16 protein-coding genes and 1 tRNA gene are annotated in these 21,764 nt (G+C 45.8%); 12 read left to right on the forward strand and 5 right to left on the reverse strand.

Going from position 1 to position 21,764, the window contains the following annotated elements:
- Positions 1–55: 55 nt before the first annotated feature.
- From MHH49_RS15895 to MHH49_RS15910, 4 genes are all read right to left on the reverse strand, one after another.
- Complete coding sequence (locus tag MHH49_RS15895; RefSeq protein ID WP_340940857.1) at positions 56–1,105, reverse strand: ABC transporter permease; 1,050 nt, start codon at positions 1,103–1,105, stop codon at positions 56–58.
- Positions 1,102–1,833 carry an ABC transporter ATP-binding protein gene (locus MHH49_RS15900; RefSeq protein ID WP_076129437.1) on the reverse strand — a complete coding sequence of 244 codons (732 nt, stop codon included), beginning with the start codon at positions 1,831–1,833 and terminating at the stop codon, positions 1,102–1,104. The genes MHH49_RS15895 and MHH49_RS15900 overlap by 4 nt, the downstream gene beginning before the upstream one ends.
- A 489-nt stretch (positions 1,834–2,322) precedes the next feature.
- Positions 2,323–2,709 carry a hypothetical protein gene (locus MHH49_RS15905; RefSeq protein ID WP_341138263.1) on the reverse strand — a complete coding sequence of 129 codons (387 nt, stop codon included), beginning with the start codon at positions 2,707–2,709 and terminating at the stop codon, positions 2,323–2,325.
- A gap of 60 nt (positions 2,710–2,769) precedes the next feature.
- Complete coding sequence (locus MHH49_RS15910) at positions 2,770–3,021, reverse strand: hypothetical protein (RefSeq protein WP_341138264.1); 252 nt, start codon at positions 3,019–3,021, stop codon at positions 2,770–2,772.
- Positions 3,022–3,571: 550 nt separating this feature from the next.
- Between MHH49_RS15910 and MHH49_RS15915 the strand changes: the two genes are divergently transcribed.
- The 4 genes from MHH49_RS15915 (at position 3,572) to pstA (ending at position 7,831) form a co-directional block, all read left to right on the forward strand.
- Positions 3,572–5,008 (forward strand): stalk domain-containing protein, encoded by a 1,437-nt coding sequence (locus tag MHH49_RS15915; RefSeq protein ID WP_339809334.1) that lies wholly within the window; start codon positions 3,572–3,574, stop codon positions 5,006–5,008.
- Positions 5,009–5,062: 54 nt separating this feature from the next.
- Positions 5,063–5,923, forward strand: coding sequence for a phosphate ABC transporter substrate-binding protein (locus MHH49_RS15920; RefSeq protein ID WP_038573065.1), 861 nt, complete (start codon positions 5,063–5,065; stop codon positions 5,921–5,923).
- 82 nt (positions 5,924–6,005) lie between these two features.
- Complete coding sequence (gene pstC, locus MHH49_RS15925) at positions 6,006–6,953, forward strand: phosphate ABC transporter permease subunit PstC (RefSeq protein ID WP_036685038.1); 948 nt, start codon at positions 6,006–6,008, stop codon at positions 6,951–6,953.
- The gene (gene pstA / locus MHH49_RS15930) at positions 6,950–7,831 is read left to right on the forward strand and encodes a phosphate ABC transporter permease PstA (protein ID WP_036685040.1); all 882 of its coding nucleotides are present in this window, start codon (positions 6,950–6,952) and stop codon (positions 7,829–7,831) included. The genes pstC and pstA overlap by 4 nt, the downstream gene beginning before the upstream one ends.
- Positions 7,832–8,802: 971 nt before the next feature.
- On the opposite strand, the gene MHH49_RS15935 is transcribed toward pstA, so the two are convergent.
- Positions 8,803–8,876: transfer RNA gene (locus MHH49_RS15935), tRNA-Arg, on the reverse strand.
- 279 nt (positions 8,877–9,155) lie between these two features.
- On the opposite strand from MHH49_RS15935, the gene MHH49_RS15940 reads away from it, so the two are divergent.
- The 8 genes from MHH49_RS15940 to lon all read left to right on the forward strand — a co-directional run bounded on the left by MHH49_RS15940 (position 9,156) and on the right by lon (position 21,756).
- Positions 9,156–10,001: a hypothetical protein gene (locus MHH49_RS15940; RefSeq protein ID WP_036685042.1), complete on the forward strand. Its 846-nt coding sequence runs from the start codon at positions 9,156–9,158 to the stop codon at positions 9,999–10,001.
- 98 nt (positions 10,002–10,099) lie between these two features.
- Complete coding sequence (gene tig / locus MHH49_RS15945; protein ID WP_036685045.1) at positions 10,100–11,434, forward strand: trigger factor; 1,335 nt, start codon at positions 10,100–10,102, stop codon at positions 11,432–11,434.
- Between the two features lie 385 nt (positions 11,435–11,819).
- Positions 11,820–12,410 (forward strand): ATP-dependent Clp endopeptidase proteolytic subunit ClpP, encoded by a 591-nt coding sequence (gene clpP / locus MHH49_RS15950; protein ID WP_076129430.1) that lies wholly within the window; start codon positions 11,820–11,822, stop codon positions 12,408–12,410.
- A 12-nt stretch (positions 12,411–12,422) separates the two neighbouring features.
- Positions 12,423–13,679, forward strand: a complete 1,257-nt coding sequence (clpX, locus tag MHH49_RS15955) for an ATP-dependent protease ATP-binding subunit ClpX (RefSeq protein ID WP_036685052.1) — start codon at positions 12,423–12,425, stop codon at positions 13,677–13,679.
- A gap of 112 nt (positions 13,680–13,791) precedes the next feature.
- Complete coding sequence (ispG, locus tag MHH49_RS15960) at positions 13,792–14,919, forward strand: flavodoxin-dependent (E)-4-hydroxy-3-methylbut-2-enyl-diphosphate synthase (protein WP_036685055.1); 1,128 nt, start codon at positions 13,792–13,794, stop codon at positions 14,917–14,919.
- A 133-nt stretch (positions 14,920–15,052) separates the two neighbouring features.
- Positions 15,053–15,724 (forward strand): BlaI/MecI/CopY family transcriptional regulator, encoded by a 672-nt coding sequence (locus tag MHH49_RS15965; protein ID WP_076224631.1) that lies wholly within the window; start codon positions 15,053–15,055, stop codon positions 15,722–15,724.
- Between the two features lie 1,725 nt (positions 15,725–17,449).
- Positions 17,450–19,159 (forward strand): ATP-dependent protease LonB, encoded by a 1,710-nt coding sequence (gene lonB / locus MHH49_RS15970; RefSeq protein ID WP_038573063.1) that lies wholly within the window; start codon positions 17,450–17,452, stop codon positions 19,157–19,159.
- 233 nt (positions 19,160–19,392) lie between these two features.
- Complete coding sequence (lon, locus tag MHH49_RS15975) at positions 19,393–21,756, forward strand: endopeptidase La (protein WP_076129428.1); 2,364 nt, start codon at positions 19,393–19,395, stop codon at positions 21,754–21,756.
- Positions 21,757–21,764: the final 8 nt, after the last annotated feature.

A 21,764-nucleotide genomic window follows, 5' to 3' on the forward strand; every position in this document is an offset into this window, starting at 1 on the left:
CAATAACCCTCCATGCTTGATTCATTTTGTTTCAATGATAATAGCTTTTGTGAAGTTACATTTTGCGATGCTTGCGCAGTGCCAATACATTCAGCAGCATAAATAGCAGCGAAAATCCTATAAGTACATAGACATCCATTGCAATTGCGCTCCATCCTTTGCCACGGACCATAATGTTCATCAGAGCTTCTGATCCGTAATAGATCGGTGTAGCGAGGCCAACGCGCTGGAGCCACAGTGGAAGGGTATCAAGCGGGAATAATCCACTGAGGAAGATTTGTGGCACTATAATGAGTGGAATGAACTGAATCATCTGCAACTCATTGGCTGCAAAAGCCGACAGCAGTGTGCCCAACGTCAGCGCTGTCATCGATAGGAGTAATGTGATCAGCAACACGTAACCAAAGCTGCCTGTCATCATAATGCCAAGAATCTGTATGGAATACCATGAGATCAATAGCGCCTGAAAAACGGTAAATATGCCGAAACCACATACATACCCGAGCACAATCTCCCATCTTTTTAATGGAGTCGAAAGTAGGCGTTCAAGCGTGCCTGTGGTTCGTTCCCTTAAGAAGGATACACCTGCAATCAAGAATACGAAAAAGAAAACAAATACGCCAATCATAATGGGACCGAAACGGTCGATCGTCTTCATATTCTCAGAACCGTAAAGATAGCTGATCTGCGGCTGTAATTGTTCCTTTGTGCTTGGAAGAAGCTTCTGGGAGATTTGTTGCAGCGTCATGATTACTGCCTTGTTGGCTGTAGGGTTGCTACCTTCTAGCAGCACTTGAGGCGTAACTTGCGAATCTCCGGCGGATCCGTTCAAAGTGATCAAAGCGTCAATTTTTCCTTCTACTAAAGCGCCTTTTCCCAGCTCTGCGCTGGCATATTCTTTGATGATGGCATTTTGTTCTTTTAACGCAGCTGACATATTTAGAGGTACACCGGACACACCGATTTTGGGTTCATAGGCGTCACCGTTGAAGACCAAGCTCATTAAGCTTAGAACGAGGAGTGGTGCAATGAACATTAATGCCATCGTTCTTTTATCATGAATAAATTGTCGCAAAATCCTTAAGGTGATCGCTCGGATTCTCATGAACGCACACCTCCATAATATAAAAAGGCTTCTTCAATAGAAGCTGAACCGGTGGCTTGCAGCAGTCCGGCAGGCGTGTCGGCGGCAAGTAGCTTGCCATCACGGATCATTCCGAGCCGGTCACATTTTTCAGCTTCATCCATGACATGCGTGGTCAGCACAATGGTGGTGCCTTTCTGGTTCAGCGCTTTTAGTTCCTTCCAGATGGATAGCCGCAATACCGGATCTATGCCAACTGTAGGCTCATCAAGAATAAGCAACGGCGGTTCATGCAGCAGCGCGATCGCCAATGATAAGCGGCGTTTCATCCCGCCGGAGTATTGGTCTACTCTTTTTCTTAAATGATCTTGTAAATTAACGATCTCCATTACGGCTGTGATGCGTTTGGAGCGTTGCTCCCCCTTTAGTCCATATAGCGCTGCAAAAAACTCCAGATTCTCCTTCGCGCTAAGCTCCGTGTACAAGGCATCAGACTGGGCCATATACCCAATCTGTTGCAGCATAGTCAGCTTCGGCATCGTCACGCCAAGTATTTTCACCTCGCCGGAGGTTACCTCATCGATACCTGTAAGCAGCTTCACTAATGTTGTTTTTCCTGAGCCCGATGGCCCTAGTATGCCAAAGGTTTCCGCACGTTCCACTTGAAGCGAAATATCCTCGAGCACCTGTTTCTCTCCAAACGCTTTCCCGACATGGCTCACTGAAATAACTGGAACCTCTGAACCCATGTTTATCTCCTCGATTCTGAATGTTCTGGGATACTTGCTTGAGGTGAAGATGTTGCTGATAAGGTGGTGGTGATGGTGATGAAGGTGTAGAAGGTGTTGAGATATTCCTGAATTATACTGCTCTGTACACTCTGATTAGATAATGAGTGAGTACTCACTCATTATCTTGCATCAAAAGTTAGGAATTGTAAACCATATATTTTATACAAATGTATCCCACAGTATTAGCTTAATCCCAATTGAGGTTTGTTAATTCAACTTGTCCTTTTACTATGTATATAGAGATGATTTGAATGAAAGGCAAAAGTGCCACTAAATAGCGTCAGTCCGCCTAAACTAGGTAATAGAAAGGCATAAATGCCCTTAAATGGCGCCGATCCAGTTAAATCAGCTAAAAGAAAGGCATAAATGCCTCAAAATAGCACGGGTTTACCTAAACCAGACAAAAGAAGGGCATAAATGCCACTAAATAAGCATGATCTAGATAAATCAAGCAAAAGAACGGTATAAATCCCGCACAATGAGCTCAATCCGACTGAAGTCAGTTAAAGAACGGTATAAATCCCGCACAATGAGCTCAATCCGACTGAAGTCAGTTAAAGAACGATATAAATCCCGTACAATGAGCCCAATCCCGCTGAAGTCAGTAAAAGAACGGTATAAATCCCGTACAATGAGCTCAATCCCGATGAAGTTAGCAAAAGAACGGTATAAATCCCGTACAATGAGTTCATTCCCGCTAAAGTTAGCAAAAGAACGGTATAAATCCCGTACAAAGAGCTCAATCCCGCTAAAGTTAGTAAAAGAACGGTATAAATCCCGTACAATGAGGTCTATCCCGCTAAAGTTCAAAAGAACGGTATAAATCCCGTACAATCAGCCGAATCTCCTACGATGACCCTTACGCAGAATGCGCCACAACAGACCAGTTAGTTTTTAAATTGTAAGCAGCAGCCACATAACAAGCTTCCCCCACGCGCCAAGCGACCAGCGTAATACGTTCCCCACACTCCAAGCGACCTCCGAAATATACTCCACGTGCCCATCGATCTCAGCAACAAGGCTCTCCCACGCACCCAAGCGACCTCCGCAATATACTCCACGTGGCCCAGCGACCTCCTCAATAAGCTTCCCCCACACTCCAAGCGAACTCCGCAATATACTCCATGTGCCCATCGATCTCAGCAACAAGGCTCTCCCACGCACCAAGCGACCTCCGAAATATACTCCACGTGCCCAGCGACCTCCGAAATATACTCCACGTGCCCATCGACCTCAGCAACAAGCTTCCCCCACGCACCCAAGCGACCTCCGCAATATACTCCATGTGCCCATCGATCTCAGCAACAAGGCTCTCCCACGCACCCAAGCGACCTCCGAAATATACTCCACGTGGCCCAGCGACCTCCTCAATAAGCTTCCCCCCACACTCCAAGCGACCTCCGCAATATACTCCACCCACCCACCTCAGCAACAAGTTCCCTCCACGCGCCTGCAATATCAAATTAGTCCCTACGTCACCCCAAGATCCCAAACAATTCTCCAACTAAATAAGGCAGCTGCACCGAGCACCTTTTTACGAAAAGAGGCTGTTTTTGCTGCTTAGTTCATTTGGTTACCTGGTTTTTTTAAAAAAAGAATACTAGTTAATATTTCCATTACATTCCTCTGCAACAGAATTGACAATTGTAGACGAAAATGACATTAGCAGTTACCTATACGAAAAGGGTGAATCTAATTGAAAAACAGTAAATGGATTAGCGCAACGTTGGCTTCAGCACTTCTTGCAACAGTAGGCGTTGGAAGTGTATCTGCAGCTAGCACCGGCAGTAATGTAAAATTTGTAGCTACCAATCAAGTCGCTGCTGCAACAGCAGTTAAAGAAGGTACAACTACTTGGAATGTAAACGGAACGCCGATTGTGTTTAACACCATTAACAACAGTGGTTACAAGCTTTACTCGCTGACTCAGGTAGCTGGAGAAATTGGGGCTAAGGTAGTACTGGGAACAAGCGGGTTTGAACTTAACGACAGCAAAGGACTACATAATGTGCAACTCAAAACAGGCTCAAAGAGCTATCAAGTAGATGGTAATTCCGAATCGTTCACAGTGGCTCCAGTGTTTTATAACGGTAAAACCTATGTAGAGCTTACTAAGTTAGTTACTGCATTAGGTGGAGAGCTGGACGCTGATGTTAGCACGATTTTGAGCTTTGCACGTCCTGAAGGTTTGTTTGATACTTTGCACTGGACGGCAGCTGGCAACCTGATTGCGAACAAAAGTGATGCTGAAACTACTCAGCTTATCAAATTCAGTACAGAACCAGGTAACTATGAAGTGTTTTCGTCAAATGACAGTGCAGTGGACTTTGCAGTATCGCCGGATCAGCAGTGGGGAGCTTTTAATGATGAGAAAGGTTTGCTGAATCTGATTAACTTGTCTAGCGGAGCTGTTAAAACACTAGGCACCGACAATAGTGTGAAGACAGATCTGGTTTGGTCCAAAGATGGGAAAAGCATTTATTTCATCCAAGGAGACAAGCAAGAAAAAATCGCTAAAATCTCAGTAGAGACTGGTGATGTTAAATCCGTATTGGCTGACAAGGTTGAGAATAAATCCGAACTGCGTATTTCTGCTGACGAAAAAAGCGCCGTTTATATCGTTAATTTGACGGGTGTTGCTAAAAATGATGCAGACAGCACAGAAGATTCTCTTACGGTTGACTTTAGCTCGGCAGGAGAGCAGCTTTACAAGCTTGATTTGGCTACAAAAGATGCTAAACCAGCTGCACTAACAACTACAGCAGATAACAAGCTTTACCCAGAGATTTTGGCTGATGGAAATGTGGCATACCTGAGCGCAGATGCAGACGGCAATGCGAAGAATACCCTGAAGCTTGTAAAAGCGGACGCAACCAGCACTAATATTGCACTTGATATCGAAGTGAATTGGTCCACTGGCGTTAGCAATGATTTGGTAGTGGCAGGTACTACGGCAGACGGAAGCACAGTGATCTATTCTATCGATGGTAGTGGTGCAAAGACCGAACTGTTCCGTACGGCTGAAGATGTATCTGAAGTATCTGTATCTAAAGACGGAAGCAAGCTTGCGATTGTGAGCGGCGACAGCGTATGGGTTATCCAAGGCGGTAAAGGGCTGCAACTGACTAAATAATTATTATTTCAAACATATTTTAACGGCCTAGAGCCGAGAGGAGAAAATAGTACAATGAAAATCTTCAAGAAATTAACAGTAACGGCTTTAACAGCCGTAATCGCGGTAACCGCATCTTTTGCAGGGATTGCAGCAGCAGCAGATTCACTTAGTGGCAAAATCACCGTTAACGGTTCGACCGCACTTCTTCCATTGACGTTGCAAGCGGCAAAAGAATTCCAAAAGCTGCATCCTAAAGTGAAAATCGCAGCATCTGGTAAAGGCTCTGTAACTGGACCACAAGCTGTAAAAAAAGGCATCGCTGATATCGGCGCTTGCGACTGGGATGCTAGCATCGACGTACCAGGTTTCAAAGCATTTGACGGACAGGTAGCGAACAAAGTGGCTGTCATTCCTTTTGCCACGATCGTGAACAAAAATGTGGGTGTAGATAACCTTACAACAGAACAGCTTAAAGGTATTTTCGCTGGTAAAATCACCAACTGGAAAGAAGTAGGCGGCGCAGATGCAGATATCGTTGTCATCACTCGCTCATTCGGTTCTGGTACCCGCGTTAACTATCAGGCTAAAGCTTTGGACGGCGGAGATATCGTTAAAAAAGCTAAGAACTACAAAGAAACAGGTTCATCCGGCGACATGAAAACAGCAGTAGGAACAACTCCTAACTCCATCGGTTATATCGACCTTGTTTATGTAAGTGGCGACGTAAAAGCAGTGAAACACAACGGTATCGCAGCTACTACAGACAACGTAATCAACGGTTCTTATAAGATTTGGGCTTATGGTTACTACATGACTAAAGGCCAGCCTACTGGCGCAACTAAAGAATTTATCGAATACGTACAAAGTAAAAAGTTCCAACAAGGTTCTCTGAAAAAGCTTAAATTCATTCCGATCGCAGCAATGAAGGGTTAATAACATCTGAAGATCATATTGAATGGTAACAGCGGCCAGCCCCGATTTTGATACGGGGTTGGCCGCTTACAGGAGGGAAAGTATGGGGGCACCAGTCCACAACCTGGCAACTAAGGTTAAGGAGGGCGTTACAGAAGTTAGCGCCAACTCCAAACGTCACAGTAGACATATGTTTAGCAACCGATTATTCCGCTTTTATTTCTTATTCAGCATTCTTGCACTTTGTTTCGTGCTTGGACTTGTAATCCTATTTATCGGCAAAACGGCGCTGCTTCTGTTTGGTCATCTCTCGCCTGCGGACTTTTTCTTTTCTTTTAACTGGACGCCTGAAGAGGACTCCTTTGGGGCTGCTGCCTTCATTGTAAATACACTTTCACTGACGGCTTTGACCCTGCTGATCGCAGTTCCTATTTCGGTAGGCATGGCCGTGCTCTGTGCGGAGATTGCTCCGAAGTGGATGAAGACCTTCATTCGCCCGGTGCTCGATCTGCTCGTTGGTATTCCTTCTATAGTATATGGTTATTTAGGCTTAACGGTATTACTTCCTTTCCTGCGTAGAGTTAGTGGGGAGAGCTTGGGTGATGGTTTGCTGGCTGCGGCCCTCGTACTCGCATTAATGGTCCTGCCAACAATTTGCCGAATCAGTGATGATGCTATTGTCGCTGTTCCACGCAAATATCGGGATGCTGCGTACGCTCTTGGATCTACCCGTCTGCAAGTCATTATGCGTGTTGTTTTGCCTGCGGCTAGCAGAGGGATTATCTCCGCGGTCATCCTCGGGATGACTCGTGCTGTGGGGGAGACAATGGCTGTAGTTATGGTTATCGGAAACACACCACAGTTGGCGAAAACCTTATTTACACCTGCTTCGGTCTTGACTAGTAACATCGTTATGCAAATCTCGAATGTAGAGTTTGAGTCAACCTGGAATTATGCCCTACATATGATGGCCTTTCTTCTGCTAGTGATTTCCTTTGTACTGATTCTGATCATCCGCGTGCTGGGTAGAAAAAGGAGGGATGCAGCGTGAACGGATTCGCAAGTACAAAGCATACAGCGCGTGCTCAGAGACGCAATAAGCTCGCGACTATTGGGTTTTATACGCTTGGGGCTTTAGTCATGCTGCTAATTTTCTGGCTGCTCTTCACGATTCTTAGTAAAGGCCTGCCAGCGCTGCGACCTGATTTCCTGATCAAACAGCCTGAAGAGATAGACGTAGGTGGCGGGATTGGTCCTGTACTTTTCAACTCTTTTTATATTTTGTTCATCTCGCTGCTTATTTCCGTCCCTATCGGTTTAGGTGCAGGAATTTATATGGCGGAGTACGCTCCGGATAATGCTTTTACAGGCGGACTGCGTATATGTGTAGAGGCGCTCTCTTCGGTTCCCTCGATTGTATTCGGTATGCTTGGTCTTGCGATATTTGCTGAATATTTTGGGATCGGCCTGACGATTCTTGGCGGTGGGGTAAGCTTGGCGCTTTTGAATCTGCCTATGCTTGCACGTGTGACGGAGGAAGCGGTCCGTGCTGTTCCTGGGGAGATGCGTGAAGCTGGATATGCACTGGGCATGACTAAATTCCACGTGATCCGCACAGTTGTCCTACCCGTTGCAATGTCTGCCATTGTTACTGGGATTTGTCTCGTTGCTGGACGCGCCTTCGGGGAGTCTGCGGTTATTATCCTTACCGCTGGTCTCAGTACCTCGGGCGAAATGTGGGACTTTAATCTGTTCTCGCCGGGAGAAACCCTGGCCGTACACCTTTGGTATGTACAATCTGAGGCAATTGTAGAAGATGCGCGGCAAATCGCTGACAAATCAGCGGCAGTACTAGTATTTGTAGTTTTGTTTATTAACTTTGCTTTCCGTTTTCCGCTCTGGCTTGGAAATCGCCGCAAAGGGCGCTGATTCGCTTATAAAGGAAGAACATGCATAAAAAACTGTCTCTCGGCGGAAGAAAACGCCGTGAACAGTTTTTTTATTCTCGATTAAATAAGCAGGATAGTCTCATCCTTCGATAATATTGCTAATGCGCGTGTCTTTTGAGTAATTAGATTGGCCACGCTTATAGAGAGCTAAAAATGTTCCCATATTTAAAAATCAGAAATGGGAATGTGAATATTAATATTCGATGAGTAGTGAGTAGTGAGTAATGAGTAATGAGTAATGAGTAATGAGTAATGAGTAATGATTGGTGGATGGTGAGTAATAAGTGATGAGTAGTGGTGATAAGAGTGGTTTTTAATTGCACTTTATGCACTTATTTTTGATGGTGATAGGTTTGTTTGGGTTTAATTGTACTTTGTGCAGTTAAAAATGGTGAAAAGACCATTCTAGGCGTAAATCTGAGAATATAAGTGTATGAAATGCAATTAAAGCGATTTTTGGAGGTAAAAGGGTACTTTTAGTTGCAGAAAATGCAATTAGATAGCATGTAGCTGCGTTTCTCCGGAAAAGCAGCCGTAATGTTCTAATGCGGCGGGTATGATGTGGTACTGACTCATAGAAACTGATCATCGATTGCTAAGCTTCACAGAACCCTGAGCCCCAATGAGTTCTAAGTGTGACCAAGTCCGAGCGAGCATCAAAAGTTAAGCTCCATCGACTCATAGCCCGACGAGGCCCAGGTTTTCACCAAATTCTAAGTTTCGAATGCTAAGCTTTATCGGACCCTGAGCTCCGACGAGGCTAAGTTTTCATCAGGTTCTGAGCTTCGAATCCAAGCTCCATTAATCTCTGAAACTCAACTAATCCAGAGCAGCGAATCTTTAAGCTCAGTCGTTCAGTCGACTATTCGTCCCAGTGACTCCCTGAGCTCCACCCAACCCCTCCCCTGAACACAGAAACAGCCTTCCCGAAGGAAGGCTGTTTCTATATGACGTCCCGGAAGGGATTCGAACCCCCGACCGTGCGCTTAGAAGGCGCATGCTCTATCCAGCTGAGCTACCGGGACATGGTTGCTGGCAGAAAAGCAAGCAGGAATTATCATATCATATGGGGTGTTTTTTTTCAAGCTGTTTTTTAAAAAGAGTACGGGGTATGCTATAATCTACAATTATTAAGTTTCGGAAGAAGCTTAAGGTATTAATAACTTTTATAATGGTTAGGATTCCATTCACATAAGTAGACATAAGGAGGTGCCCTCATTAAACATTCGGATTCCCCCGCCACCAAAGAGAATATCGTCCTTTTCCCCAAGACACTGGACTATTATCAAATCCAGCTGACGGTGATGCTGGAAAGTGAACGCTACGGGGAAGCGATGGAGCTGCTTCGTTTTTTGCTGCAGTGTCAAGGACAGGAAGAGCGAAATTACGAGGAATGGCGGTCCCTGCTGGAATGGCTCGAAACGGCATTTCCTTACGCGTCCCAGAATGGAGATGCGGAGGGAGCTGTTCACCCCGAAGACGAAGATTTAAGGGAAGAGGATATGGCCCGCTTTTTGGCCAAATCCAAAATGAACGAGGATACGGGGTATCCCAAAAAGCTGCTGCAGCGGGTGATGAACGAGCCTCTGTCTGAGGCGACAATACTTGCACTAGAGCAGCTATCCTATCTGGAAGGTGGCGGCGTTGACGAGGAGCTGACCACTTGGCTACAGGGGGATAATGTTCATCCACTGCTGCAATTTCGGACCTTGCAGACGCTTAAGCGGCGTGGGATGCAGGGAACAGTGAAGCTGATTCGTGGACATGAAAAGGTACTTGTAGAGATCGAGAGCGTGCCACTGCAGACGGAGGATTTTCCTCCGCAGGTGAGTCATGTGCTGGAGCGGGTAGCCGGGCAGGCTGAGGTGCATGAGCCTACGCTGTATTATTTTGCACAAGAGCTCTGGGGCCAGTTCATCATGTCGATTTATGGGTCGGATGAATATCGGAAATTGCTGGAAGGCGAAGACGTTTTGCTGGATATTTGGGCAGGAGCGTTGCACCAATTTGTTTCTGAGAGTTTAAACGGCTCCCGACAAGAGGAAGAGACACGTGGAATGTATGGCATCACAGACGGCATGCGCTTTCAATTTGAGGGAGCTTATCGTGCTCTCAAGGGTTTTGTAAAGACTTCTCTACTTGATAAATAAAGTAATGTTGTATATAATATAATGGTTATTCTGTGCGTGGATTGTATCATTATTTGAAGTAAACTTGTGAACCTATATTTTGGAGGGAAAAGTATAATATGAAAGCAACATGGGAAAAAATAGAGAAGAACCTTGGAGTTCTTGAAGTAGAAGTAGACGCAGAACGCGTAACAGCAGCACTTGATAAAGCTTTTAACAAAGTCGTTAAAAAAGCTAACGTACCAGGCTTCCGTAAAGGTAAAGTACCTCGGCCGATCTTTGAATCCCGTTTTGGTGTAGAAAGCTTGTACCAAGATGCAATCGACATTCTTCTTCCTGAAGCTTACGGTGAAGCAGTTGAACAAACTGACATCTTCCCTGTAGACCGTCCTGAAGTTGATATTGAGCAATTTGCTAAAGGCCAATCCTTTATCTTCAAAGCGAAGATCACGGTTAAACCTGAAGTGAAGCTCGGCGATTACAAAGGTCTGGAAGTTCCAGTACAAAAAGCTGAAGTGACTGAAGAAGAGTTGAGTGCTGAACTTGCTCGTCTGCAAGAACGTCATGCTGAGCTTGTAGTAGTTGAAGAAGAAGCAGCAGCTAACGGCGACATCGCTGTAATCGATTTTGACGGATATGTTGATGATGTACCGTTTGAAGGCGGAAAAGCTGAACGTCACTCTCTTGAGCTTGGCAGCAACTCCTTCATTCCAGGATTCGAAGAGCAAGTGGTAGGAATGGCTACTGGAGATTTCAAAGATGTTGAAGTTACTTTCCCTGATGAATACCATGCAGAGAACCTTGCGGGTAAAAAAGCAGTATTCAAAGTGAAGCTGCACGAAATCAAACGCAAACAACTTCCTGCACTCGATGATGAGTTCGCTAAAGATGTAAGTGAATTCGAAACTTTGGATGAGTACAAAGCAGATTTGAAGGCTCAGCTCGAATCCCGTAAAGAGGAAGAACTGAAAGGCCTTCGTGAGAATGCAGTTGTTGATAAAGCAGCAGCTAACGCTGAAGTTGAAATCCCTGAAGCTATGATCAACAGTGAAGTTGAGAATATGGTTCGTGACTTCGACACTCGTCTTCGTCAACAAGGCATGAACATGGATATGTTCCTTAGCTTCTCCGGCCAAACTCGTGAAGACTTGCAGAACCAAATGAAAGGCGATGCTGAAAAACGCGTTCGCAACAACCTGGTATTGGAAGTTATCGCAAAACAAGAGAACATTGAAGTTTCCGAAGAAGAAGTTAACGAAGAGTTGGCTACTATGGCTGAAGCTTACAAACGTACTCCAGAAGAAATCCGCAGCATCTTGGCAGCTAACGGTTCACTGGGCAGCTTGAGCGAAGAGCTTTCGTTGCGTAAAACCATTGATTTCCTTGTTAGCAATAGTGTAGAAGTTGAAGCAGTAGAAGAAGCACCAGCTGCTGAAGACACTAAAGCTGAGTAGGATATTTTAAAATTATAAGAAGGTATAAGTTTCACTTTATACTTTATTCTTATAATTCTCGCATAAACGCTTACCGTCCTTAAAAGGACGCCGAAGGCGTTTTAGCTTGACACTACCTAGAACGGCCAGTTACACGGCCTCCATACAGATATGATAAGGCACGTAAGTTTCGTTACGTGCCTTATTTTTATCCTCGGCCGCAAATATATGTGACTACATAGGTATCCGTATGAACGTATGGCAATAAGGTAATAGGGGCGGTAACGTCACAATTCACAAGCAGCGGACTGTCCACTGTAGTGAAAAAATGACATCGCGCCGTGAACGTGTTAAAATATTTCTGAAACGATAAGACTAATCTGTACAGAGAAAAGAGGTTGGTGGCATGAGTCTGGTACCAATGGTTGTGGAATCAACAAGTCGTGGAGAACGTTCGTACGATATCTATTCCAGATTGCTCAAGGATCGCATCATTTTCTTAAGCAGTGCGATTGACGATGATGTCGCCAATCTGGTTATTGCTCAATTGCTGTTTTTGGCAGCAGATGATCCCGAGAAGGACATTCACTTGTACCTCAACTCACCCGGTGGTTCAGTAACAGCCGGCATGGGTATATACGATACGATGCAATATATCAAACCGGATGTTTCAACCATTTGTGTAGGGATGGCAGCAAGCATGGGATCGCTCCTTCTAACAGCTGGGGCTCCGGGCAAAAGATATGCGCTGACCAACAGCGAAGTTATGATTCATCAACCGCTCGGCGGTGTTCAAGGTCAAGCGTCTGATATTTGGATTCACACTGACTGGATCCTCAAGACGAGACAGAAGCTGAATCAAATTTATGTAGATCGCACAGGTCAGCCCCTTGAAAAAATCGAACGGGACACAGACCGCGATAACTTCATGAGCGCGGAAGAAGCCAAGGAATATGGGCTTATTGACCAGGTTCTTTCTTCACCGATGAAATCTTAAAGGGGTGGTTAGATGTTTAAATTTAATGATGAAAAAGGGCAATTGAAATGTTCTTTTTGCGGTAAATCACAAGAGCAGGTTCGTAAGCTTGTAGCAGGACCGGGCGTTTATATATGTGACGAATGTATCGAGCTTTGCACGGAAATTGTGGAAGAAGAGCTCGGTCATGAGGAAGAGCTTGATCTGAAGGATATTCCAAAACCAAAGGAAATTCGTGATATTTTGGATCAATATGTAATCGGTCAAGAGCAAGCGAAGAAATCTCTTTCTGTAGCGGTTTATAACCACTACAAGCGCGTGAACAGCCAAAGCAAGATCGAAGATGTTGAGCTGACGAAGAGTAATATCCTTTTGCTCGGTCCAACAGGTTCTGGTAAAACCTTGTTAGCACAAACGATGGCGAAGATTATCAACGTTCCTTTTGCTATTGCAGACGCTACTTCCTTAACGGAAGCTGGTTATGTTGGCGAGGATGTTGAGAACATTCTGCTCAAACTCATTCAAGCTGCAGATTACGATGTGGAGAAAGCCGAACGCGGCATTATCTATATTGATGAAATTGATAAAGTAGCACGTAAATCCGAGAATCCGTCCATTACTCGTGACGTTTCCGGCGAAGGTGTACAGCAAGCGCTTCTGAAGATTCTGGAAGGAACTGTTGCTTCTGTGCCTCCGCAGGGCGGACGTAAGCATCCTCACCAGGAGTTTATTCAGATCGACACGACGAACATCCTGTTCATCGTTGGCGGTGCCTTTGACGGTCTGGAGCAAATGATTAAACGCCGTATCGGTAAAAAAATCATTGGCTTCAACGCAGCAGTTGAAGGACAAAAGGATCTTAAGCCTGGCGAATATTTGTCGATGGTATTGCCTGAAGATTTGCTCAAATTCGGTCTTATTCCTGAATTTGTAGGCCGTCTGCCAGTCATCTCGACTTTGGAGCCGCTTGATGAGAATACGCTTGTACGTATCCTTTCCGAGCCTAAGAATGCACTCACTAAACAATATATCAAGCTGCTGGAAATGGACAACGTAGCGTTGAAGTTCGAACCATTGGCACTCGAAGCAATTGCCAAGGAAGCGATCAAACGTAATACGGGAGCCCGTGGACTGCGCGCGATTATTGAGAGCATCATGCTCGATGTGATGTATGAAGTTCCTTCACGCGATGATATTAAGGATTGTGTGATCACGGAACAGGTCGTTCAGGAGAAAGCTTTGCCTGAGCTCAACCTTAAGAAAGACAAGAAGAAAGAGGAAAGCGCGTAAGCCGCTTTTCCTTAACAATACATGTCACAGTCTCCACCTTTCTTCCGCTTATCCCGCTTCACATTAGCGGGAGCGAAGGGGTGGAGCTTTGGCGTTATGGGGGAGAAAAATCATGTTCTTGAGACACCAAACCCGTCCTGTCAATGTTGGCGGGCTCATTATTGGGGGAAACAACGAGGTTGCGATTCAAAGCATGTGTACAACCAAAACCGCTGATGTGGAGGCTACTGTAGCTGAAATATTGCGGCTTGAGGAAGCAGGCTGCCAGCTGGTACGCGTAACTGTCAACAATGAAGAGGCGGCTGCCGCAATCAAGGAGATCAAGAAACAGATTCATATCCCACTCGTAGCGGATATTCATTTCAACTATAAGCTAGCGTTGATGGCTATTGAGAACGGCATCGATAAGGTACGGATTAATCCGGGGAACATTGGTCGCCGCGAAAAGGTAGAAGCGGTAGTTAAAGCATGTAAAGAAAAAGGGATTCCGATTCGTATTGGTGTAAATGCTGGTTCTTTGGAGAATCACCTTTTGGAGAAATACGGATACCCAACCCCAGAAGCCATGGTAGAAAGTGCGTTATACCATATTGGTATTCTGGAGGAACTGGATTTCCACGACATTATCGTCTCTCTAAAAGCATCAGATGTGCCAATGGCCATCGAAGCTTATCGTCAGGCTGCGGAAGTCATTCCTTATCCGCTACACTTGGGGATTACAGAATCCGGCACATTGTTTGCGGGTACAGTGAAAAGCTCCGCTGGTATCGGTGCACTGCTCTCTATGGGCATCGGCAGCACCCTGCGTATCTCGCTTAGTGCCGATCCGGTTGAAGAGGTTAAGGTGGCGCGTGAGCTGCTGAAGACGTTTGGTCTGATCTCTAACGCGGCGACGCTGATCTCTTGTCCGACTTGCGGACGACTGGATATCGATCTTTTCTCCATCGCTAATGAGGTGGAAGAATATATTTCGAAGCTTAAGGTGCCTATTAAAGTTTCTGTCCTTGGCTGTGCTGTTAATGGTCCTGGTGAGGCACGTGAAGCAGATATCGGTATTGCTGGCGCTCGTGGGGAAGGTTTGCTTTTCCGTTACGGACAAATGATCCGTAAAGTGCCTGAAGCTGAACTCGTGAACGAGCTGAAAAAGGAAATTGATGCGATCGTGGTGGCTTACGAGGCAACGGGCGAAATCCCAGGCCGCGCCCACGCTAACCTTGCACCTCCGGTGCAGTCGAAGTAACTTGGTCTTTTACGAATATATAATTCGTTAATAATACGTGGCGAAGAACGCCCTGTGCAGCTCCGGTAAATCCGGGGCCCATGGGGCGTTTTTTTTGCGTTTATTCTTATTTTGGAGGAAGGGATGAGTAAACATGAACTATGAACAAGCCCATGAAAAATTTATTGCGCATCATCTTGCAAACAGAACGGGCGAACGGCGGGGGAGGCTGGAGAGAGGTCATGGCCACGCAGAAAAATTATTTTTGCAGAACGTCTGGTGGCCGCTTCGTGGTGACTTCAATGATCTTCATCCGGAGTATGAGGTGCTGGATTTACAGAGACGGGCTTATTTTGCTGATTTTGCTTTTTTGCCGGGGCCGATCAAGCTCTTGTTTGAGATTAAAGGGTATGCAGCTCATGTAAGAGACATGGATAGGCTGAAGTATTGTAATGAGCTAAATCGTGAAACTTTTCTGTACGGAATGGGTTATCAAGTAATTTCATTTGCCTATGATGATGTTGAACAGCGCCCTGAGTTATGTGTTACACTGCTGCGTTTGGCGTTAAGCCGCTACCAAATTTTAGATGCGCCACGTGACAGGCTGCTAATCGCTGAGAAGGAAATCATGCGTTTAGTGGTACGAAACGCTGGGATAATACGTCCTAAAGAGGTAGCTGATTATTTCACGCTAGATCCTAAAACAGTACGCATGATGCTAAAGAGTCTCTGTGAAAAAGGCTGGCTAACCCCCATAAAAAGGGGAATCGGCGTCAAAAATGTTGAGTATAAGCTGGCTCGTGATGTTCTCTATTACTGGGATTGATAATTGTAAAGGTTGATGGTTGATGGTTGATGGTTGATGGTTGATGGTTGATGGTTGATGGTTGATGGTTGATGGTTGATGGTTGATGGTTGATGGTTGATGGTTGATGGTTGATGGTTGATGGTTGATGGTTGATGGTTGATGGTTGATGGTTGATGGTTGATGGTTGATGGTTGATGGAGCCTATATGATGGAAGTTGTTAATATAGAAGTAAATGATGCAAAGGTTTAGCCAATGTAATTGATATAACTGGTGTAACTTATGGAGTTGTTGGTGCCATTGTAGCTGATGTAACTGGTGTAGCTGATGTAACTGGTGTAGATGACGTAGCTAATGTTGAAACGGATAAAGTAGTAAAATTGGCTGATGGAGCAGGTGTAGCTGAAGTGGTTTGATGGGGCTGATCATATAGGCGTAACAATTTTGGCCATGACTTTTGCTGAAGGTGGGGATTTGAAAAGAAGGTATGTGAGGGAGCTTGATGTGAAGTCGGTTATGAATTGAAACGCAACAATTAGGGAAATTCTCCCTGAAATAAGCCGATTATGGCTCAAAATCGAGCTTTTTAGGGAAAAACTCCCTAATAAAAGGAGCATTTCCCTCATTATGTGTGATTTTACCGATAATCAGGGAGGATTTCCCTAATTAGCAGTTGAAAGGTCGTGAATTACTGATAAATAGGGAGTATTTCCCTAATTATTTGGCTGGGTACCAATGATACTTAGATTTTGTACTAAATAGGTTGTTTCTACGAACATAGAAGATACAAACTCATACGTTCAGCAAACTAAGTTAACTCTGCGTCTTAGAGGTAGTCCCCCGAACTTAACTAACTCAGCCTCTAGAAGTAGCTCACCGTCCCCAACTGACTTAGCCTCTAAAAGTAACTCACCGTGCCCAACTGACTTAGCCTCTAGAAGTAACTCACCGTGCCCAGCTGACTTAGCCTCTAGAAGTAACTCACCGTGCCCAGCTGACTTAGCCTCTAGAAGTAACTCACCGTGCCCAGCTGACTCAGCCTCTAGAAGTAGCTCACCGTCCCCAGCTGACTTAGCCTCTAGAAGTAACTCACCGTGCCCAGCTGACTCAGCCTCTAGAAGTAGCTCACCGTGCCCAGCTGACTTAGCCTCTAGAAGTAACTCACCGTGCCCAGCTGACTTAGCCTCTAGAAGTAGCTCACCATTCCCAGCTGACTCAACCTCTAGAAGTAGCTCACCGTCCCAGTTGACTCAGTTTCTAGAGTAACTCAGCTTCTAAAAGTACCTCGACGAACTCAACTAACTAACATCTACAGGAAACTCCCAACTTCCTCACCCTTAGCTGTAAAGTCGCAGAATTAGGTTCCTCACCCTACATAGCATCGATCACGATCCTCAGTTACTAAGTTCAACGGCTCGACATATCACCACAGTTCCTCAAATTCCCTTTCCACTAATCTCTCCCGTATTTCTCCGCGATTTTCCGCATTTCTCCGCATTTCTCCGCATTCCTTCTTCTCCAATCTCCTTTCTAACCACCTCAACAATCTCCTTTTTAAAATTTACATAAGCTACATTTGCACTCCCCACACTCATTATTGCCCTTATAGTTAATTATCAGAGTCTATCCTACTGCAACAATTCAACAAATCCTCAAATTCGCGTTTACTAATTACCGAAACGGCTATACTACCTAATAGTAGCCAAGGGTGGAAAGGTAGACTGAACGAAACAGGAGGATGACCTATGGAATTAAGTATAGTTGTGATGATCGTGCAGCTCTTTTTCGCGCTGGTTATCGGCGTATACTTTTGGAATCTGCTGCGGGGTCAGAAGACAAATAAGACAGCGGTGGAACGAGAGTCGCGCAAGGAACTGGACAAGTTACGGAAAATGCGGATGATTACATTAACTAAACCATTGTCGGAGAAAACACGTCCGGCTTCTATTGGAGATATTGTCGGGCAAAAAGATGGGCTGCGCGCCCTGAAAGCCGCACTTTGCAGCGCTAATCCGCAGCATGTGATTATTTATGGTCCGCCGGGAGTGGGCAAGACTGCGGCAGCGCGTGTTGTCATGGAAGAGGCGAAAAAGAATGTGCTTTCTCCTTTTAAAAGTGACGCCAAATTCACAGAGATTGACGCCACTACCGCTCGTTTTGATGAGCGTGGTATTGCTGACCCGTTGATCGGCTCTGTGCATGATCCTATTTACCAGGGTGCAGGAGCCATGGGGGTGGCGGGCGTGCCACAGCCGAAACCGGGAGCGGTGACTAAGGCGCATGGCGGGATTCTTTTTCTGGATGAGATAGGAGAGCTTCACCCCATTCAGATGAATAAGCTGCTTAAAGTGCTTGAGGACCGGAAGGTACTGCTAGAGAGCGCTTATTATAATTCGGAGGATAATAATACTCCGGCTTATATTCATGATATTTTTCAAAATGGATTGCCTGCTGATTTCCGGCTAGTTGGCGCTACTACGCGTTCTCCGGATGAGATTTCACCTGCATTGCGTTCGCGCTGCATGGAGATTTATTTCCGCCCGCTGCTGCCGGATGAGATTGCCGTCATCGCGCGTGACGCGATACAGAAAATCGGGCTTAAACCAAGTCCGGAAGCTGTCACTGTGGTGCAGCAGTATGCAACCAACGGCCGGGAAGCAGTTAATATGATTCAACTGGCTGCCGGATTAGCTTTAACTGAACAGAGAGATACACTAAATGCTGCTGATGTGGAATGGGTAGCGGGCAGCAGCCAGCTTCCGCTGCGTACGGAACGCAAGATTCCTTCGGCACCGCAGATTGGATTAGTCAATGGTCTTGCCGTGTATGGACCGGGGATGGGTACTCTGCTCGAAATCGAAGTCTCCGCAGCGCCTGCTGTGAACGGCCAGGGCAGACTGAACGTGACAGGTGTGGTGGATGAAGAAGAGATCGGTGGAGGCTCCCGCACGATTCGGAGAAAAAGTATGGCAAAGGGCTCGGTTGAGAATGTATTGACCGTACTGCGTACGATGAATCTGGAGCCCGATCGTTATGATCTACATGTGAATTTTCCAGGTGGAACACCGATTGACGGGCCTTCGGCAGGGGTGGCGATGGCAGTAGCAATCGTATCTGCTATTCGTGGACTTCCCGTGGATAACACTGTAGCGATCACAGGTGAGATAGGCATCCATGGACGAGTCAAGCCAGTGGGTGGTGTAATTGCCAAAGTGGAAGCTGCTTTTCAAGCTGGAGCCACTACAGTGCTTATTCCAAAAGAAAACTGGCAGTCTCTCTTCGCTGACCTTGCGCCATTACGCGTTATTCCAATGGAAACAGTAGAAGAGGTGTTCCGTCATCTGTTCGGTGCCGATACAGCTGATGTAAGGCTGCCTGCAGTTGCTGGAGAGCTGTTCTCCGCTGCACCTTCGCTCCTGAAGGCCGATGCCGCTGGTGAATCTGCAAAGGGTTAAACTAAATTGATCCCTAATTCGAAGAATAAGGTGAGATTTGTCGCTGTAAAATAAAGGAGGCTGCAGGCAATTCTGCTGCTTCCTTTTTAAATGCTACAAGAACGTTGTCTCTATTTATGGAAAAGCAAGTCGGTTCTTCTTGAAATCTAAGGACTCTGTTGGTGTTTTGGGGCTGCTTTTGTTAGAATGAATGCATATGAGATTAATTGAGAGCCATGGGAGGTGCGAAAGCGATGATGACAAATAAAACAAAAGGTCGTCGTTTTCCTTTATTGCCGCTAAGAGGGCTTCTTGTGTACCCAAGCATGGTTCTTCACTTGGATGTGGGCCGTGAGAAGTCAGTTCGGGCGCTAGAGAAAGCTATGGTTGAAGATAATTTGATTCTTCTTTGTTCCCAGTCGGAAGTGAATATTGAAGAGCCAGGTCAGGACGATATTTTTCGGGTCGGTACTGTCGCCAATGTGCGGCAAATGCTGAAGCTTCCAAACGGTACGATACGTGTACTGGTTGAAGGTGTAGAACGGGCCGAAATTATTAATTATATCGATAATGATGAGTACTATGAGGTTATGGCGCGTGAGCTGCCGGAAGATGAAGATAGCGATCAAGAATGTGACGCGCTGATGCGTACAGTACTCAATCAGTTCGAACACTATATTACGTTATCCAAAAAAGTGACCCCAGAGACCCTCGCTGCTGTATCCGATATAGAAGAGCCTGGTCGACTTGCGGATGTCATTACGAGTCATTTATCGCTAAAAATTAAGGATAAGCAAGAAATTCTCGAGACGATTGATGTTAGTAAACGGCTGGAGAAGCTTCTTGATATTCTTAATAATGAGCGTGAAGTGCTGGAGCTTGAACGTAAGATCAATCAACGTGTCAAAAAACAGATGGAAAAGACGCAGAAGGAATATTATTTGCGTGAGCAAATGAAAGCGATCCAGAAAGAACTCGGCGAGAAGGAAGGCCGGGTAGGAGAAGCGGAAGAGCTGCGGACGCTAATGGAAGAGAAAAATGTTCCAGAACGTGTGAAAGAAAAGATGGAGAAAGAAATCGATCGGCTGGAAAAAATGCCAGTCAGCTCTGCGGAAGGCGGCGTCATTCGCAACTATGTAGATTGGCTGCTTAGTCTCCCTTGGAGTGAACAGACAGAGGATGATCTTGACATCAAAAAGGCCGAGCAGGTACTTGATGAGGATCACTACGGTTTGGAAAAACCGAAGGAACGGGTATTGGAATATTTGGCTGTTCAGCAGCTGGTTAAGAAGCTTAAGGGTCCGATTTTATGTCTTGTAGGTCCTCCGGGGGTGGGGAAAACCTCACTGGCTCGTTCCATCGCCCGCTCGCTCAACCGCAAGTTCGTCCGTATCTCGTTAGGTGGTGTACGTGATGAGGCGGAGATTCGAGGACATCGCCGGACTTATGTAGGTGCGATGCCGGGCCGGATTATCCAAGGCATGAAGACGGCGGGTACGATTAATCCGGTTATCCTATTGGATGAAATCGATAAGATGGCTGCGGATTTCCGTGGAGATCCATCTTCAGCGCTGCTTGAGGTGTTGGATCCAGAACAAAACAACACGTTTAGTGATCATTTTGTAGAGCTGCCGTTCGACTTGTCGAACGTAATGTTTGTAACAACAGCGAACGTAGTGCATAATATTCCGCGTCCTTTGCTGGATCGAATGGAAATGCTGTTCATTCCGGGATATACGGAACTGGAGAAACTGCAAATCGGCAGCCGTTATCTATTGCCTAAGCAGAAGAAAAACCACGGTCTTGCAGAAGATCAACTGATTATCGAAGACGATAGTTTATTACGCATTGTCCGCGAATATACCCGTGAATCCGGTGTGCGTAATTTAGAGCAGCAGATTGCAGCATTATGCCGCAAAGCTGCGAAACAAATCGTGTCTGAGGAAAAAGAGAAAGTGGTCATTCTTCCTGACGACATCAAGGATTATCTTGGGGCTTCTAAATATCGTTACGGTATGGCTGAGCTTGAAGATCAGATCGGTACGGTCACTGGGCTAGCTTGGACTGAGGTCGGTGGAGATACACTGCTGATCGAAGTTACGGTTGTGCAGGGAACAGGTAAACTAACCCTTACCGGACAGCTTGGCGATGTAATGAAGGAGTCGGCACAGGCAGCATTCAGCTATACTCGTTCGAAGGCGGAGGAGCTGGGGCTCCAGCCCGATTTTTATGAGAAGATTGATATTCATATCCATATCCCGGAAGGTGCAATTCCGAAGGATGGTCCGTCTGCAGGGATTACGATTGCAACCGCATTGATCTCCGCGCTCACGAAACGTTATGTTTCGAAGGATGTGGCGATGACAGGTGAAATCACCTTGCGGGGACGTGTACTGCCAATTGGTGGATTGAAAGAGAAATCCCTTGCGGCTCACCGAGCTGGATATAAAAAGATCCTTCTTCCCAAAGACAATGAACGGGATTTGAAAGATATTCCTGAGAGCGTACGTAATGATGTTGAGTTCGTACCTGTATCTAATATGGATCAGGTCTTGCATCATGCGTTAGTTGAGCATCATAATGAAATTAGCAGTGAGCCACCGAGTAGTGTGCATTAGAAAGGAAG

Source organism: Paenibacillus sp. FSL F4-0122 (assembly GCF_038002845.1).
GTDB classification, from domain to species: Bacteria; Bacillota; Bacilli; order Paenibacillales; family Paenibacillaceae; genus Paenibacillus_AQ; species Paenibacillus_AQ odorifer.